The 17,101-nt window shown below is 39.5% G+C and carries 15 protein-coding genes and 1 pseudogene; 14 read left to right on the forward strand and 2 right to left on the reverse strand.

Annotation, left to right across the window (positions count from 1 at the left end; genetic code table 11):
• Positions 1–259 (forward strand): annotated as a pseudogene (locus BO219_RS06955) (IS3 family transposase); the annotation flags it as partial.
• 185 nt (positions 260–444) lie between these two features.
• Complete coding sequence (locus BO219_RS06960) at positions 445–945, forward strand: MurR/RpiR family transcriptional regulator (RefSeq protein WP_226373786.1); 501 nt, start codon at positions 445–447, stop codon at positions 943–945.
• Positions 946–1,126: 181 nt separating this feature from the next.
• Here the strand turns inward: BO219_RS06960 and BO219_RS14555 are convergent, their stop codons facing one another.
• Positions 1,127–1,270: a hypothetical protein gene (locus BO219_RS14555; RefSeq protein ID WP_158074591.1), complete on the reverse strand. Its 144-nt coding sequence runs from the start codon at positions 1,268–1,270 to the stop codon at positions 1,127–1,129.
• 357 nt (positions 1,271–1,627) lie between these two features.
• Here BO219_RS14555 and BO219_RS06965 point away from each other — a divergent pair, with 357 nt between their 5' ends.
• The 8 genes from BO219_RS06965 (at position 1,628) to phaZ (ending at position 11,924) form a co-directional block, all read left to right on the forward strand.
• Positions 1,628–4,864 (forward strand): AfsR/SARP family transcriptional regulator, encoded by a 3,237-nt coding sequence (locus BO219_RS06965; protein WP_077428986.1) that lies wholly within the window; start codon positions 1,628–1,630, stop codon positions 4,862–4,864.
• A gap of 279 nt (positions 4,865–5,143) precedes the next feature.
• Positions 5,144–6,385 (forward strand): substrate-binding domain-containing protein, encoded by a 1,242-nt coding sequence (locus tag BO219_RS06970; protein ID WP_077428987.1) that lies wholly within the window; start codon positions 5,144–5,146, stop codon positions 6,383–6,385.
• Positions 6,386–6,472: 87 nt separating this feature from the next.
• Positions 6,473–7,240, forward strand: a complete 768-nt coding sequence (locus tag BO219_RS06975; protein ID WP_077428988.1) for an ABC transporter ATP-binding protein — start codon at positions 6,473–6,475, stop codon at positions 7,238–7,240.
• Positions 7,227–7,931, forward strand: coding sequence for an ABC transporter ATP-binding protein (locus BO219_RS06980; RefSeq protein WP_077428989.1), 705 nt, complete (start codon positions 7,227–7,229; stop codon positions 7,929–7,931). The genes BO219_RS06975 and BO219_RS06980 overlap by 14 nt, the downstream gene beginning before the upstream one ends.
• A gap of 14 nt (positions 7,932–7,945) precedes the next feature.
• Positions 7,946–8,815, forward strand: a complete 870-nt coding sequence (locus tag BO219_RS06985; protein WP_077428990.1) for a branched-chain amino acid ABC transporter permease — start codon at positions 7,946–7,948, stop codon at positions 8,813–8,815.
• Positions 8,812–9,843, forward strand: coding sequence for a branched-chain amino acid ABC transporter permease (locus BO219_RS06990; RefSeq protein ID WP_077428991.1), 1,032 nt, complete (start codon positions 8,812–8,814; stop codon positions 9,841–9,843). The genes BO219_RS06985 and BO219_RS06990 overlap by 4 nt, the downstream gene beginning before the upstream one ends.
• Positions 9,844–9,992: 149 nt before the next feature.
• Complete coding sequence (locus BO219_RS06995; protein WP_077428992.1) at positions 9,993–11,012, forward strand: 3-oxoacyl-ACP synthase; 1,020 nt, start codon at positions 9,993–9,995, stop codon at positions 11,010–11,012.
• A 21-nt stretch (positions 11,013–11,033) separates the two neighbouring features.
• On the forward strand, positions 11,034–11,924 hold the full coding sequence (gene phaZ / locus BO219_RS07000) for an intracellular short-chain-length polyhydroxyalkanoate depolymerase (protein ID WP_226373787.1): 891 nt from the start codon (positions 11,034–11,036) through the stop codon (positions 11,922–11,924).
• Here phaZ and BO219_RS14430 read toward each other — a convergent pair.
• Positions 11,889–12,218: a hypothetical protein gene (locus tag BO219_RS14430; protein WP_143271277.1), complete on the reverse strand. Its 330-nt coding sequence runs from the start codon at positions 12,216–12,218 to the stop codon at positions 11,889–11,891. The two genes, phaZ and BO219_RS14430, sit on opposite strands and share 36 nt — an antisense overlap.
• Before the next feature lie 251 nt (positions 12,219–12,469).
• On the opposite strand from BO219_RS14430, the gene BO219_RS07005 reads away from it, so the two are divergent.
• The 4 genes from BO219_RS07005 to BO219_RS07020 all read left to right on the forward strand — a co-directional run bounded on the left by BO219_RS07005 (position 12,470) and on the right by BO219_RS07020 (position 16,974).
• A complete protein-coding gene (locus tag BO219_RS07005; RefSeq protein WP_077428994.1) occupies positions 12,470–13,861 on the forward strand; it encodes an esterase/lipase family protein in 1,392 nt (463 codons plus the stop codon).
• 117 nt (positions 13,862–13,978) lie between these two features.
• Positions 13,979–15,481 (forward strand): acyl-CoA synthetase, encoded by a 1,503-nt coding sequence (locus BO219_RS07010; protein WP_077428995.1) that lies wholly within the window; start codon positions 13,979–13,981, stop codon positions 15,479–15,481.
• Between the two features lie 265 nt (positions 15,482–15,746).
• Positions 15,747–16,472, forward strand: a complete 726-nt coding sequence (gene fabG / locus BO219_RS07015; RefSeq protein WP_077428996.1) for a 3-oxoacyl-ACP reductase FabG — start codon at positions 15,747–15,749, stop codon at positions 16,470–16,472.
• Positions 16,473–16,734: 262 nt separating this feature from the next.
• Positions 16,735–16,974 carry a hypothetical protein gene (locus BO219_RS07020; RefSeq protein ID WP_198936664.1) on the forward strand — a complete coding sequence of 80 codons (240 nt, stop codon included), beginning with the start codon at positions 16,735–16,737 and terminating at the stop codon, positions 16,972–16,974.
• Positions 16,975–17,101: the final 127 nt, after the last annotated feature.

The following is a 17,101-nucleotide window of genomic DNA, read 5'->3' on the forward strand; positions in this document are numbered from 1 at the left end:
ATCTTACGACAGCACGGAATGCAAACCAGCATGAGTCGAAAAGGAAACTGCTATGATAACGCATGTGCGGAATCGTTTCACAGCATCATCAAAAAAGGAACTGATTTTTCACGAGACCTTTGCAACAAGGGAAGAGGCCAAACATCGGATTTTTGAATATATTGAGTGTTTTTATAATGCCGAGCGAATTCATTCCGCTAACGAGTACATATCTCCGATGGCGTATGAGAAGATGTATCAGCAAGGCAAAAAGCAGTGAACTCTTCTCTCCACAAAGTCACGATATAAGGGGCATCTTTCCTCTTGAGGAGGGGAAGGGTTTACCAAACCGTTCTCCTTCTCAAGAGGCCACCAAACGAAGTGCGGTAGTAGGGTTTTAAAGTTTTTCTCGATTTTACGTGTCTATTTTCTTGACATAATACCATAAAAGCGATGTCGGCGCAAATGGACATGGAATCATTTCGGCAGGCCGTGCAATACATTATTGAGGCGAAGCGAATCTTCATCATTGCGAACCGAAGCGCCGTTTCGCTAGGAACATTTTTAGAGTTTTATCTCGATGTATTACTGGAGAACGCTGAACTCATCCGCAATCCGCATGGTATATCGGAAAAGCTGTTTCGCCTTAACGAAGATGATGTTGTGATTGCGCTCAGTTTTGCCCGCTACACAAAAAGCACAATCGAAGCGGTTGCTTTTGCGAAAGACCGCGGCTCAAAAATTATCGCTATTACAGACCACCTATTATCTCCATTAGTCCCTTATGGAAATGTTACATTATGCGCTCCGACGGAAATGCCGTCGTTTATCGACTCATTTGTCGCGCCGTTAAGTTTAATCAATGCCCTTATTACCGAAGTTGGCCGTAGAAAGCGGAGCGAAGTTGAAAAGCATTTATCCGATTTAGAAGAAACGTGGAAGAGATTTCACATTTTTTATGAATAAGCATCATAAAAAGGCGATATTCCCCCTACAGATAGACAGTGACGTTCTTGGGAGTCTATTCTGAGGGGATTTTTTTATGGCTGAGAAAGAACAATAGATAATCTTAAACGGGAGGTCATTTGTTTAGTGGGAGGAGGGCTAGTCTGATCGACAGCTCCGTAAACGCTTTCGAGTGTATACATTATGAATGCTCTGACTCAATTTCTTTCATCGTTTCACACCATGTTTTTTTAGGAAGTTTACCTTTATGCATTAACTCAACTTCTTTCAACGACTCAATAATTGATTCCCTTATACTAGATTTCTCGCGAATTACAGTTTCCATCTCCTTCTCTTCCTCCTTATCATGTATATACTGTGTACTCCTTAAAGATGGAGTATATATCCTAATTTATAGAAAATATACTGCAAAATTCACTCATTTGCACTTATTTTTATTTATTTCATCTAAAAGCTACTCCTATTGTTCAGAGCTTTTTTCTTTCTTTATTTTATGTCTGTTTTTATTTATAATAAAATAAAGAATATTCAAATAATTTTATATATAACAAGTTAAAAACACGGAATCGATGACGTATACTCCTTTTCATCCATCTATCCCCATTCAGTTGATATTAAGGAAGGGTGAGCAGAAAGTTTGATGGAAAATAAAACTTTAGCTCCATGTAAAGGGGGTGTATGAATGGCAGCGAAACGATTTTTAATAACAAAAACAAAGTTTATTCCACCGTTGCTAAAAGAGTCGACCGTTCATCGACCGCATCTGATGAAAAAGCTGCACCAAGTATACCATTATCCTTTAACTCTTATTCACTCAGGTCCTGGATATGGAAAGAGTACAGTTTTATCCGCTTTTCTTAGTGCACAAACGAAACCTTACTGCTGGTATAGCCTTTCAAAGCAGGAAGATGATTTTATTCCTTTCCTTGTTCACATGATCTATGCTGTACAGAGTAGATTTCCTTATTTCGGAGAAAAAATAGTTGACTATTTACAAAATGAAGAACGAGCAAACTTGGAGGAAGATATTGAGTTTTTATGTTCAGAATATATTAATGAGTTGTTTACAATTCAGGAGGATTTTATTTTTGTGATCGATGACATCCATATTATAGAGCATTCTAGTCAAACCAAAAAATGGCTGATTTCATTCATTTCCCATCTACCAAGTCATGTTCACCTTGTATTATCGGGGAGAATCCGGCTTCATTGGGATATCATTACGAAAATGCTTGTTCGCGGGAATTTGTTGGAGTTGAGTGAAGCTGAGCTGGCTTTCACAAAAGAAGAAATCGAGGTTTTATTTTCTCATTCCTATGGTTGTGAGTTAGAATCTGAACAAGTGGACAAGATTTATCAATTAACCGAGGGATGGATTATTGCCATTCAAATGATCTGGCAACAAATGAAAATCCGAGGAGGTCTGGACGGATATCAAGGGGAGAATCCGGCTTCAAACGAAGAGTTGTTACGATTTTTGACAATGGAGGTGTTTGTTAATCAACCGGAAGAAGTGCAGCTTTTTTTACTAAAAACGGCTATTTTTGATGAGTTTCATGTAAAACTTTGCTATGACCTTTATCAATGGAAAGATACGAACGAGATGTTGCAATATTTGTTGGATCAAAATTTGTTCATTGTTCAAATAGGAGAAGGTCTGTATCGCTATCATCCACTATTTCGCGATTTTCTTCTTAAACGATTAAGGAAAAATGAGCCCTTTTTTTATCGTGTTCATAGACAGGCTGCAGACTACTATTGCAAGAGCGGGCAATTCGAAAAAGCGATCTATCATTATCAAGAAATAGGGGAAGAAGAGAAAATCGCATATATTTTGCAATACAATGGTCAGCAATTGTTAAGCGAAGGAAAGATAGAGACATTATCCGAAGTGCTCGACAAGCTTTCAATGGAAGTAAAAAATAAGTTTGAGATGCTGTGGTTTCTTGAGGGGGAACTCAACCGTTATTTTTGTAAGTATGAGAGAGCGCTTACATGTTACTCTCAATTAGAAGAATTGGCACAAGAAAAACGAGACCGCTATTTAGAAAGCTTTGGAAAAGAAGGAAAAGCAAGAATTTATCTAGATACTATTCAACCGGCGAAGGCAGATGGTTATTTAAGTAAGGCTATTGAACGGATGGGACAAAGTGAAGGGAATGTGGAGAGGGAAATTCAGCTTTACAGCTTGATGGCTGAAAATCTTCTTAATCTTGGTAAAGCGCAAGAGGCGGAAAAATGGTTAGAAAAGTGTAAGGAGTTACAAGCGAATTTCAAGAAAGTAGAATTAGAATCAAGACTTTATTTACGAACGGGAAGGTTGCTTGAGGCAAAAAAACTTCTTGAGCATGCCCAATTTGAAGAAGAAGGTCAAAATCATTCATCCCGCTCTCACCGAGAAACAGACTTGCTTTTGTCAATTATATTTTCTTATACGGGTGAAGGAGAAAGAGCAAAACGATTAGCAGAGAAAGGGATCTTTCGGGGAGCAGCAAGGAAAGCGCCATTTGTAGAAGCATGTGGTTGGATGAGGTTGGGGCATGCCGTTCAACTGTTAGAACGCTATGAACCGAATCTAGCAGCGAAATGTTATGAGACATCGATTGATTTGATGGAGCAAATCAACATGTCTAGGGGAAAGTCAGAAGCCTACATGGGACTATGCTTATTGTTTGGCAAGCTTACCGATTATCAAAAGGCTTATCAGTATGGCCAGATGGCATTGGAGGAGCCTTCACGTGTAAAAGATCTCTGGTTAACCACCTATATTACATTAGCCCTTGGGATAAACGCCTTTTACAACAGACGATGGGAAGAATCAGAATTTTACTTTATGAAATGTAAAGAGAACTTTGAGGAATGTGGTGATAAATACGGGTACATTGTGACGCTTTTTTGGCTTGCTTATCTTTATGATGCGTTAAAAGAGAAGAGGACGTTTAAGCAGTATATAAAAGAATTTCTTACTTTAATTAAGCATCATCATTACGAGTTTTTTATTGAAAACCATACATTGTTTGGTCCAGCAGATATTGAAACGATTGTCCCGCTCTTGTTGGCAGCGAAGGAACTAAATGTAAAAGAAGACTATGTTTCTTCTCTTTTACGTCGCCTTGGATATAAAGAGTTAGGTTTTCATCCTGGTTATACCATTCGTGTTCAGACACTAGGAGACTTTCAAGTTTGGATAGGGAATGAAAAGCTATCAGAGAAGAGCTGGAAAAGAGAAAAGGCGAAAGAACTTTTTCAATTATTGATTACGAAAAGAGACAAAATGATATCTAAGTCTGAAATTCTAGAATTGCTCTGGAAAGAACAAGAAGAGGAAGCAGCCCAGCGAGATTTTAAAGTCGCACTCAATGCTTTAAATAGAGCGATTGAACCGAATCGCAAGGCCAGGGCAAACACATTCTTTATTGTTCGTGAAGGAACTTTCTATGGATTAAATAAAGAGGCTTCTTTTGAGATTGATGCAGTTCGTTTTGAAAAATTGATTGAAGAAGGGTTAGAAGAAAGTAATCGTCGTCTTGCGATCGAGAAATTGAGCAGAGGTTTAGAGTATTATCAAGGAGACTATTTGTCAGGAAGTCGTTACGATGATTGGTGTTTGGAAGAAAGAGAACGGCTGCTTCTCTTATATTTACGGGGAGCAGAACGGTTGGCACAGATGTTTGTAGCAGAAGAGCGCTTTGATGAGGCCATACGTTGGTGCGAGTCTATTCTTACACATGATCCTTGTTGGGAAGAGGCATATCGGTTATTGATGTACTGCTATTATCGAAAGCAAAACCGCTCCTATGCGTTGAGATTATTTGAAAAGTGTCAAAAGCATTTACAACAGGAACTAGGTGTAGAGCCGATGGAATCAACAAAAAAAATGTTTGCCATGATTAAAGATGTGCCTTTTTTACCATTGTGATCGAAGGCGATTTGCTTCTTATTCAGAATACTATAATAAAGTTTTTTCGTTATTTTATGCATATATGTTTGCAGTAAAAAAGGTGTCCCAGTACTTTTGGGACATCATCTTTTTTCCATAGGATTTGATTTAGAGAGAGGTAAGGTGAAGAACATACTGTAATCATGACTTCTTGACAGCGCTTTTGCTTCCACGCTCGTCTGCTTGTAACTGATTTGCAACTCCATTAATCAATAATACAGATAAGACATTTATTTTAATCGCGAGGGAGGAAACGAAATGAAACGAACGACAAAATGTTTTTTGTATTTGCTGGTGGTGATGTTGGTGATATTGGGAGCTTGTAGTTCGAATGATGCAGGAGTGGCAAGCAATGAGAATGATAAGCCGAAAAAGGGAACGAATGAAAAAACGGAAGAAGTCGTTCGGATCGGGGTGTTGGCTTCTTTGACAGGGGCACTGGAGGTATATGGAAAACAAACAGTAAGAGGATTTGAACTCGGTCTTGAGTATGCAACAGGTGGAACGATGGAAGTAGCAGGAAAGAAGATTGAGTACATTGTGGAAGATACAGAAACCCAACCGAATGTTGCAGTTCAAAAAGCGACTCGATTGCTTGAAGACCATCAGGTAGATTTTATTGTCGGTTCATCATCTTCAGGGGATACATTGGCGGTACTTCCATTAATGGAGGAATATAAAAAGATTATGATTGTTGAGCCGGCGGTTGCTGACAGTATAACAGGTGAGAACTGGAACAGGTATATTTTTAGAACTGCAAGAAATTCTTCGCAAGACGCGATTGCTGGTGCAACGGCAATTGCAGCTGAAGGAGTTACGATTGCCACACTCGCTCAAGACAGTGCATTCGGACGTGATGGGGTGGCTGCATTTAAAAAGGCAGCTGAAGAGTTGGGAGCCAAAATTGTCCATGAAGAATATGCCGATCCTTCAGGTGTTGACTTTTCTTCAAACATTCAGCGAATTGTCAATGCAAAGCCAGAGTATTTGTTTGTCATTTGGGCTGGAGCTAATTCGCCATGGGGACAGCTAGCTGATATGAAAGTACAAGAGCGCGGAATCAAAATTTCGACTGGAGCTCCTGACATTGCAGCTCTTCGGACCATGGATGCAGTAATCGGTATGGAAGGATTTACGGTTTATCATCATAGTCTTCCAAACAATGAAATAAACGATTGGCTCGTCAAAAAGCATCTAGAAAAATTTGGGGAGGAACCAGACTTGTTTACTCCTGGTGGATTTGCAGCAGCGATGGCAATTGTAACAGCTTTGGAAAAGAGTGGAGGAGTTACGGATGCAGAGACGTTAATTGAGACGATGGAAGGTATGACATTTGACACACCAAAAGGTCCAATGACGTTCCGACCGGAAGACCATCAGGCATTGCAAACTATGTATGCGATTACTCTTAAAAGAACGAATGAGTTTGATTACCCTGTTCCCGTCCTTGTAAGAGAACTTACATCGGAAGAAACGGCACCTCCCATCAAAAATCGCTAATCATTAAAAAAGGAGCCGAACGTTCATTACTCTTTCTGTTCGGCCCCTTTATTTTAACCAACGACACTCAAAAAGAAGGTGAGAGCGATGGATGACATCATTTTGGAAACAAACGGATTGACTATTGTGTTTGGTGGACATGTGGCAGTGGATAATGTATCGGTCAAAATTCAACGGAATCAATTGAAGTCGATTATTGGTCCAAATGGAGCAGGGAAAACGACGTTTTTTAATATGCTTAGCGGTCAACTTAAGCCAACAAAAGGGAGCGTGTTTTTCGATGGCAAGGATATTACCTCTTTATCACCAGCTGAACGAACAAGACTGGGGATTGGACGCTCTTTTCAAATCACAAATGTCTTTCCTAATTTAACTTGTTATGAGAATGTTCGTCTTGCTGTTCAATCTCAAAAGGGGATTCGTTATAACATGTTTTCACATGTGAGAAAATTTCGGGATGTAAATGAAAGAGCCTATCAACTTTTGGATATGGTATTTCTTGTGAATAAAGCAAACGAAATGGCGGTTAATCTTACACATGGAGAAAAGCGGAAACTGGAAATTGCTATGCTCCTTGCTTTGGAGACAGAGATGTTGCTTCTTGATGAGCCGACGGCGGGCATGTCACTCGAGGAAGTGCCGATGATTTTGGATGTAATTCGCAACATTCGTGATCAACGGAATCGAACGATTTTGTTGATTGAACACAAAATAGATATGGTTCTTGATTTATCAGACAATATCATGGTTCTTTTCCATGGTCAACTGCTTGCGGATGGGCCTCCGGAAGAGATCATAAGGAATGAGCAAGTTCAATCTGCGTATTTGGGGGGGCTGTACAATGACGCTTCTTAAGGTTGAAGCAATCCAAACGTACATTGAGCAGTATCATATTTTGCAAGGGGTGTCCTTTGAAGTACGGGTTGGGGAAGTAACTGTTCTTCTTGGGCGGAATGGGGCTGGGAAAACAACGACTCTCCGCTCGATTATGGGTCTTACTCCTGTAAGAGAAGGAAAAATTTTTTACAAAGATCAAGAGATTCAGACATGGCCGACTCATCAAATTTCAAACATTGGCATCGGTTATGTTCCTGAAGATCAAGGAATTTTTGGAGCATTGACTGTGGAAGAAAATATGAAAGTAGCTATAAAGAATAAAGATGAGCGAACAATGGAACGTCTCGAATGGGTGTTGGACTTGTTCCCGGATTTAAAAAAATTCTGGAAAAAGCAAGGGGGAAATTTGAGCGGGGGACAAAAGCAAATGCTGGCGATTGCGAGAGCATATATCAACGACAATAATCTTCTCCTAATTGATGAGCCAAGCAAAGGTTTGGCACCAATTGTCGTTGAAAAGGTAATGGATTCGATCCAGCAGATGAAAGAACAGACAACGGTCGTACTGGTTGAACAAAATTTCATAATGGCAAGTGCGATTGGAGATCGCTTTTACATTATCGACGATGGTCGTACTGTGCACAGTGGCTTGATGAAAGAACTAAAGGAGGATGAGCAGTTAAAGAAACAATATTTAGGGATTGCTTGAAAGGAGGGAATGAAATGGATCTTTTCATCAACATTACGATCAATGGTTTAGCAACTGGGATGCTTATTTTTCTGCTTGCTGCGGGGCTAACACTCATTTTTGGATTAATGGATGTGTTAAATTTTGCTCACGGTGCATTGTTTTTGTGGGGAGCGTATGCTGGAATTTGGGCTTATAGTGCGACGGAAAGTTTTTTTCTGGGTATTGTCATTGCTTTAATTACGGGGATGATTCTAGGATATTTGTTGGAACGGTTCATTGTGAAACCGGTGTATGGAAACCATATTCAGCAAATTTTAATCACTCTTGGGGTTATGCTTGTCCTGAGTGAATTTGTCAAAGTCGTGTGGGGACCGAATATTATTCAAGCAACTGCTCCTGAATGGCTGCAAGGAAGTTGGGAAGTCGGAAGCATCCTTTTAGTTAAATATCGATTATTTATTATCTTCATTGGTCTAGTTGTCTTTTTTGCTCTGTTATTTTTGTTAAATAAAACAAAGTTAGGATTAGTTGTTCGTGCTGGAGTCATTAATAAGGAAATGGTGCAAGTTCTTGGAATCAATATTCGGAAGGTCTTTCTCTTTGTTTTCATTTTAGGTGCAGCGATGGCTAGTTTAGCAGGTGTGTTGTTTGGACCTTATTCTGGGGTGATTTATGCTGAAATAGGCCTTGAATACGGGATTTTAGCTTTTATCGTTGTCATCATTGGTGGAATGGGTAGTGTGCTGGGTTCCATGATTGCTGCACTTCTCGTTGGCATTTTAGGGGCTTATACCGCATACTTTATCCCCGATTTATCGTTGGCGGTTAACTTTGTGTTGATGCTTACCATTCTTATTTTTAAGCCGACTGGACTCATCGCAGCGAAGGAGGTGGGCAAATGAATCGCTTAAAAACTTTGTCAAAACTTAAGTTGATGTTAGCGTTACTGACTGTTGGTTTGTTTGTTTTTCCATTTATTAGCGATTCAAGGACCGCTTTTATCATCTTAACGCAAATTTTTATTCTTGCTATATTTTCCATGAGTTATGACCTGCTTCTCGGATACACAGGTATCGTTTCTTTTGGACATGCGATGTTTTTTGGAATAGGGGCTTATACGGTTGCTATCTGTCTGAGGCATTTTGGTGCAACAATTTCAACCGTATTGCTTGCCGCTTTGCTCACGGTGATTTTTACAGTAGTTGTTAGCTATCTAGTTGGAATGTTAACGCTTCGATTAAAAAAACATTTTTTTGCGATGCTTACACTAGCCGTTGCGAGTTTGTTTTTGGTTGTTGCGGAAAAATGGCGTTCTCTAACGATGGGCAATGACGGGTTCACGTTTGTTGTTCCTGAGCTATTTCGTGATCGTGTTTCATTCTATTTCATTTCGCTCGCCTTTCTTGTTGTTATGTATTTGTTCCTTGAGCGATTTACTCAATCGCCGATGGGAAAAGTATTGGAGGCGATTCGTGAAAACGAAGTTCGAGTCGAATCGCTAGGCTACAAAGTATTACATTATAAAGTTATTGCGAATGTGATTGCCGGAATGATCGCAGGGCTGTCTGGCATCTTGTATGCGATGAGCCTTCGTTTTGTCAATACGACTGTATTTTCAGTGGAACGAACGTTAGATGCCTTATTAGTTACAATCATCGGCGGTGTTGGAACGTTGTTTGGTTCAGTCATTGGCGCTGCGTTGCTCGAGTTTGCCCGCCACGGTCTGATGGATTTAGCGAAAGTTCATTGGGTTTTTGAACGTTGGGTTATCTTATTTGGAATGGTGTTTATTCTCGTTGTGATGTTCTTTCCAAAGGGAATTGTCGGAACAATGAAACATTGGTGGAAGCAGCGGATGTATAAAAAAGAGCAAACCAATCAGCTTGATGAGAGAAGCACAAACACATTGAAAGAGGACTTTCATTCGTAAAGTATGGTTGAAGTGGCACGACCTTTTGTCTTCATTAGAGAAAACACTTCAAGGATGAAGAAGAGAATAAATGTATTATATGTAAAAAAAGAAAACCTTATTGTTTAATGCAAATAAAAAGTAAAAGGAATCATTGGAGAGTGAGCAGAATGAATCATGAGCCGATTGGGATTGTCAGTACAGGAATATATTTGCCGGAACAGCGAATGACAGGGGAAAAAATAGCAGCTTTGTCTGGCTTGCCATTGGCTGTTGTTGAACAAAAAATGGGCATTAAAGAAAAGCCTATACCGGGTGAAGAGGATCATACGTGTCAGATGGGAATTTATGCGGCGAAGAAAGCAATGGAAAAAGGGGGAGTTTTGCCGGAAGAGTTGGATTTAGTGATTTATATTGGCGAAGAGTACAAAGAATATCCACTTTGGACTGCTAGCATTAAACTGCAACAAGAAATTGGAGCGATTCGGGCATGGGCATTTGATGTTGCTCTTCGATGCTGCACGACAATTATGGCTTTAAAGCTGGCTAAAGATATGATGATTGCTGATCCTTCGATTCGAACGGCTTTGCTTGCAGGAGGATACCGAAATGTTGATTTGATCGATTACAGTAATCCAAGAACAAGATTCATGTATAACCTTTCAGCTGGAGGCGGAGCGATTATCTTACAAAAAGGATATAGATGTAATGAGTTGCTGGAAAGTCATTTAATCACGGACGGTTCCTTTTCTGAAGATGTCATTGTGAGAGTTGGGGGAACGAAACAACCGATATTCCCTGCTGCGATTGAAAAACGTCTCCATTATTTGGATGTAACCGATCCAGAAGGTATGAAAAGACGCCTTGAGGAAAAGTCTATGAACCATTTTCTTTCTGTGATTCGCAAATCTTTAGAAAAGAGCGGTCTGTCGGAAAAGGATATTGATTATTTAGGAATCTTGCATATGAAGAAATCAGCTCACGACTTTGTTCTTAACGAGTTAGGTCTGTCAGAGGAGCAATCGATTTATTTAGATCGTTATGGTCATGTCGGTCAATTCGATCAAATTCTCTCCCTCGAACTCGGTCTTGCCGATGGGAAAATTAAAAACGGAGATATCGTCGTACTCGTCAGCGCTGGAATCGGTTATGCCTGGGGGGCTTCGACGATTCGCTGGGGAAGAGAGTAAGAAAGAAGGATGGTGATATCATTGGCAGACATTCAGTTGAAAACCGTTGTGCTCGACAATGGAGAAACAATTGGATATCGGGAACGCTTGGGCGGAGATGAAGTTCTCATTCTCATCCACGGAAATATGACATCATCAAAGCATTGGGATGTATTACTTGAAGCTTTTGATCCATTCTATACACTCTATGCTCTTGATTTGAGGGGATTTGGAATCTCCACTTATCACACACCGATCGACTCGATCAAAGACTTTTCCGATGATGTGAAAGCATTTATGGATGCTATAGGATTGGAGAAAGCTTCATTGCTTGGCTGGTCGACTGGCGGCGCCGTCAGTATGCAATTTGCCATTGATTATCCAGAGCGTGTCAAGCGATTAATCTTACTAGCGTCTGCCTCCACAAGAGGCTATCCGTTTTATCAAATGGGACCGAATGGAGAAAAATGCCGCATCGCGAAAAAAGCCGATATTGCTGTCGATCCAGGGAAAACACTTCCGATCTTATCCGCTTATCGGACAAAAAATAAAGCATTTTTAAAAGAATTATGGAATTCTCTTATTTATACAAACGAACAACCTTCTACTGAAAAATATGAAGAATATTTGGAAGATATGCTCACGCAGCAAAATCTCGTCGATGTTTACCATGCTCTCAATACATTTAACATCAGTACGGTTCACAACGGAGTAAAAGAAGGAACTGGCAAGGCAAAAGACATCAAAGCTCCTACCCTTGTTCTATGGGGGGAAAACGATCTTGTGGTGACAGAACAAATGACTAATGAAATATTGGAAGACTTAGGAGAGAATGCAGAGTTTGAACTGCTGATAGAATGCGGCCATTCCCCTCTTATTGATAATTTGGAACAATTGCTAGAAAAAATAACAAGCTTTTTGCAGAAGGTGTAAAAAAAGGAAGATAGACTCGACAATTGAATTGCACTCTGTTTCTTGATGTTTTTGCAATAGACAGCCTCTCACCGCTTGCTGCAAGCAACGTTTAGTAGCAGGCGTTTTTTTTAAAACAAATTGGCGGAAGGGGATCAGATTGTTTCGATTATTCTGGTGAGCTTTTCTTCTGAACAGCACTCCCAAAATGGAAGAAACCACCTGCAATTCTTTTTTTAAAACACAATAGCTGAGTTTTTGACCCTTTATTTTTTCAGCATGGTATGTCTCTGTTTTTTGCAACACCGGTGCCAATATTTGCTCCCCATGTTTTTCGATCATTTCTGGCCAAAGGAAAGGAGTTGTTCTCTACAGCTTCTAGAGAGCGATGCTGACTATCCGCTACAAGGCCGTACGAATATGTTCCTTCCGTCGTAAAAACTCGTTAAAAAAGCTTCAATAGCAGGTAATGAATTTTCTCGGAGTATCAATGTAACTGGTCGATCGTAACCTTAAGTTATTGGATTATTATAGATATTCATGTGAAAGAGAGAGGAGATAATGTTATGCTTCAAAGAAAAACATTCATGTTGGCCTTGTTAGTGGTGTTTAGTTTATTTCCTTTCCTGTTCAGTTCTTTTGTCAGTGCTTCAGAGTCACCTACTTTGATTTCTGTCGCTAGCGATCCGTATCCATGGGAACGTGTAGAAGTTTATGGGAGTAATGTAAGCCAAATGATCAGCGAGAAAGAAAAGATGCTTAGGATCAGCTTGCCGGAAAATGACAAGGTGAGAAGTTGGTTTCCTTCCGATGTTTATGTTCATGTTGGATACAGCAGTTCAAATCAGGACTATGATTTTGGCAGCTATGGATATTTAAAAAGCAATCGTTATTTTGTTTTAGGATATGGCTTAGGATGGAAGGAGGCAACAAAGCCGTATCCAGTTCTTCTTGTACACGGTGCAGCAGATGATATGAATCGTGCATGGGCTCATCCGTGGGATAAGGAAACGCCTAGCTCAATTGATAAGCCTGGGTTAATGCAATATTTAGCGGAGAGAGGTTACGCTGTTTTTGCCATTTCGTTTCCGCATACACATGGAAACAATTTATTCCAAGGACAATTAATTGCTGATGCCATTTCTATCATTAAGGAGAAAACAGGGGCAGCAAAAGTGGATATTGTTGCTCATAGTAAAGGGAATATTTCTTCCATTGCTTATATGAGTTCGTTGAATGATGATTGGTCTGATACTGCTTGGATGACAAACTTTCGAGGAGACGTCCGCAAATATGTAGCGATTGCCGCTCCTTTTAAAGGGCTAGATACGATGTTTCGTTACTATTTAGCGAATACCAATACAATTGATGGGACTCTTAATGCACCTGTAGCCTTTTACAATGCGTACATTTATTACAACTATCGGAATTATTACCGTTGGAGTATGACTGATACTTATGGTGATGGAAACTATTTTGAGGGGCAAACTCAGCTTCTCCATAATTGGGTGGACGATCCGAATGACCCGGTTTGGTTTAACTTTGAAAGTGATACGGGAGATTTTAATAATACAAGGAATAAGCTGTATTGGGGTGGATGCAGTTATTATGTTTGTTCAGAAGGAATCAACATAGCTATTGCGAATTCAAATGGCCAAAACGGAACTAGTAACTTTATCGAAAAAATGAATAAAAAAGGATTAGATCCCGCAATTCAATTCTATGTTTTGTATGGAACGAATCAGGCTTTAGACTACTATTGGTTTGGTTATCCGATTGGAGAAAAAGCGGCTCCAAGTGATGGATTGTTGTTTGTTAAGAGTGCCACCTATACTGACGGGATGACAAAACGGGGAGCCACTTTAAAAGCAATGGCCTCTGGAAACTATCATCACTTAGACATTGCCCGTGTTACTCCTGTTTTGAATTGGATCGAAAAAAAACTCTCTGAACCATGATTGATATGATTCGACCTTTGTTCAAGCATTTTGTGTCCTGTTTTTTGCGTTGTAACCAAAATGCAACTCCTGTTATTTATACTGCTTAATGTAAAGAAAGAAAAGGAGGAGGGCAATGTGTATTGGGCTATCGATTGGTTGAACAAACGGGCTACCTTAACTCCAAACCGTGTGGCAGTGGTCGATGGAGAAAAAAAGGTTTACTGGACTTATGAGCAATTGAATGAAGAAGCAACAAACCTAGCTCATTCGTTAAAACAGCTTGGTATTCAAAAAGGGGATCGGGTCGCTCTGTTGTCGCCTAATGATATAAGCTATTTTCATTTACTGTTTGCATGCACAAAAATCGGCGCAGTGTTTGTTCCTGTTAATTGGCGTCTTTCGAAGGGGGAAATTTCCTATATTCTTTCCGATTGCCAACCGTCTCTATTTATTTATGACAGAAAACTAGGCAAACTAGTGCCTGAAACTTATAAAGGAAAAAAGTTGGAGTTACAATCCGATACTTACAATCAACTGTTTGTTGGACATGGAGAGATAATTGAAGAAAAAGTTAATGTTGACGATCCACTGACTATTATTTATACCGGAGGGACGACCGGATCACCAAAGGGGGCCGTCTTAACGCATCAATCCATGTTTTACAACATAATTAATACGATTAACAGTTGGAATTTGACAACTGATGACACGACATTGACGTATTTACCGATGTTTCATACAGGCGGATTAAATGTCTTGTCTCTTCCGCTTTTGCACATCGGCGGCAAAGTGGTGTTCGCTAATAAATTTGAGCCCGAACGTGCTGTTCGTCTATTGAATGAAGAAAAGTGTACAATCGTTCTCTTTGTGCCAACGATGTACCATCTGCTCATTCAATCGAAGGCTTTTCAACAATCAGACTTTCCGACGGTTCATACTTTCTTATCAGGGGGGGCTCCTTGTTCCAATAAAATCTATGCCGCTTTTGCCGAAAAAGGGCTGACTTTTAAAGAAGGATACGGATTAACAGAAGCGGGGCCTAACAACTTTTTTATTAACCCACAGGATGTGTATAAACGGAGGGGCTCTGTTGGCAAACCGATGCTATATAACGCAGTGAAAATTGTCAATGAAGAAGGAAAGGAGACTGGACCCGGGGAAGTGGGAGAGATTGTGATAAGCGGCTATCACTTATTTTCCCAATATTGGAATAAACCAGACGTAACAGCTGAAACTCTGAAAGATGGCTGGTTGTATACAGGAGATTTAGGGAAAAGGGATGAAGAAGGATTCTTCTATATCGTTGGCCGAAAAAAGGACATGATTATTACCGGTGGTGAAAATGTGTATCCAGTTGAAGTTGAACATGTGATTGCTGAGTGTGAAGCAGTAGCTGAAGTAGCTGTTGTCGGTTTACCTGATGAGACATGGGGGGAAATTGTAACTGCGTTTGTTGTCTTAAAGGAAGGAATGATAATGGCTGCCGATGAAATTAAGAACTATTGCCGCAAATCGTTAGGTTCGTATAAAGTACCGAAGAGAATCGAATTGATTTCAGAAATACCAAAAACCCCAGTAGGAAAAATTGACAAACAGGCATTGGTGTCTTTCTATGGAAATCAAATCACCAAAAAATAAAAAATAAAGATAAAAGGGATTTTCAATTGGTGTAAACTATTGGGTTTGCCTTTTCTTTTTTGAAAGTGAACGACATTTATAATATACGTAAATGAAATAGATATGTGAAGCTTTTGTATATATTTGTTATATCGGAAAAATTAAAGGGGAATATTGAGTGAGAAAGTTAACTTATTTTGTTCATGTCAAAAAAGCAAGAAAGTTAGGATATTGACTGAAAATTTATAAATGTAAGCAAAATGATATAGAGTGGAGAGTGTATAAAGTGAAACGTTTGCAAGGTAAGGTTGCCGTTGTCACAGGTGGAGCTCGAGGAATTGGTCGAGTGATTGTCGAAACATTCGTTAATGAGGGAGCTCAAATGGTATTTTCGTTAGATGTAATAGAATCTCAATTTGAATCACCCAACGTGCGCCATGTGGTACTAGATGTAACAAATCGAGAACAAATTACTGCTTTCGTTGAAACAGTGAAGAAAGAATTTAAACAAATTCATGTTTTAGTAAACAATGCAGGTATTACACGTGATGCATTGATTCAAAAAATGGATGAAGCAATGTGGGATCACGTCATCAACGTTAATTTAAAAGGTGTATTCAACTTAACTCAAGCAATTGCACCAATTATGATGGAAAATAGAGAAGGATCTATAATTAATATTTCATCTGTGGTGGGTGAATACGGTAACATAGGTCAAACAAACTATGCAGCTTCAAAAGCAGGAGTCATTGGTATGACCTATACTTGGGCAAAAGAATTTACGCGCAAAGGTGCAGCGGTTCGCACAAATGCAATTGCTCCGGGATATATTGAAACAGAAATGATGGAAACCGTATCTGCGAAGGTTATAGAATCTATATGTAAAAAAAATCCACTAGGTCGTTTGGGGAAGCCGCAAGAAATTGCTAATGCCGTTCTGTTCTTAGCAAGTGACGAAGCAAGTTATGTAAACGGACATGTGCTTTCAGTAAATGGTGGTTTGCGTTTGTAGCATATTTCTAAATAAACTATATATGATAAGCTTAATTTTCGGACATAAACAAGCTTTTCTGCCACTTCTCCGAACGAAAACGCTATCAGACAAATGAATTTGTCTGTCATGCGTGGGCGGCAAGAAAAATCTTGCCGCCTATGGCAGAAAAGCGGTCTTCTATTCATGATGAGATATGTCGGAAACTCAACTTGGATCTATATACAACACCCGGATGAGGTGTTGAGCCGCATGGGGTGTGCTGTGTGAATCAGAGGTTAAAATGCCAATTTGGATGTATATAGAAACTTCTGAGGAAGCTAGAAATTTATTGGTTGCACAATTAGACGGTGACGGTGCGAGAGATTCTGAAGCGGTTTTTGATAGTAGAGATACAATGGCTTCTTTGGGAATAAAAACAATTCCGGAAATCAATAAAGAATATATGAGAAAGTTATTAGAACATGCTTTTGAAGTTGGATTTATTAAAACTAATCGGTTAGTAGAAGAAGTATCAGTGTAATGCTGATACTTCTTTTTTATGGAGGTGGTGCTAGTATAGTTTTATGGACAGCTTTTAGTTAACTCTCTATCATAAAAGATAAGAGAGGAAGTGTCCGATATGAAACAAAAAAAGAAATATAACGACA

The sequence above is a fragment of the Anoxybacillus kestanbolensis genome (assembly GCF_001996285.1).
GTDB lineage: Bacteria > Bacillota > Bacilli > Bacillales > Anoxybacillaceae > Anoxybacillus > Anoxybacillus kestanbolensis_A.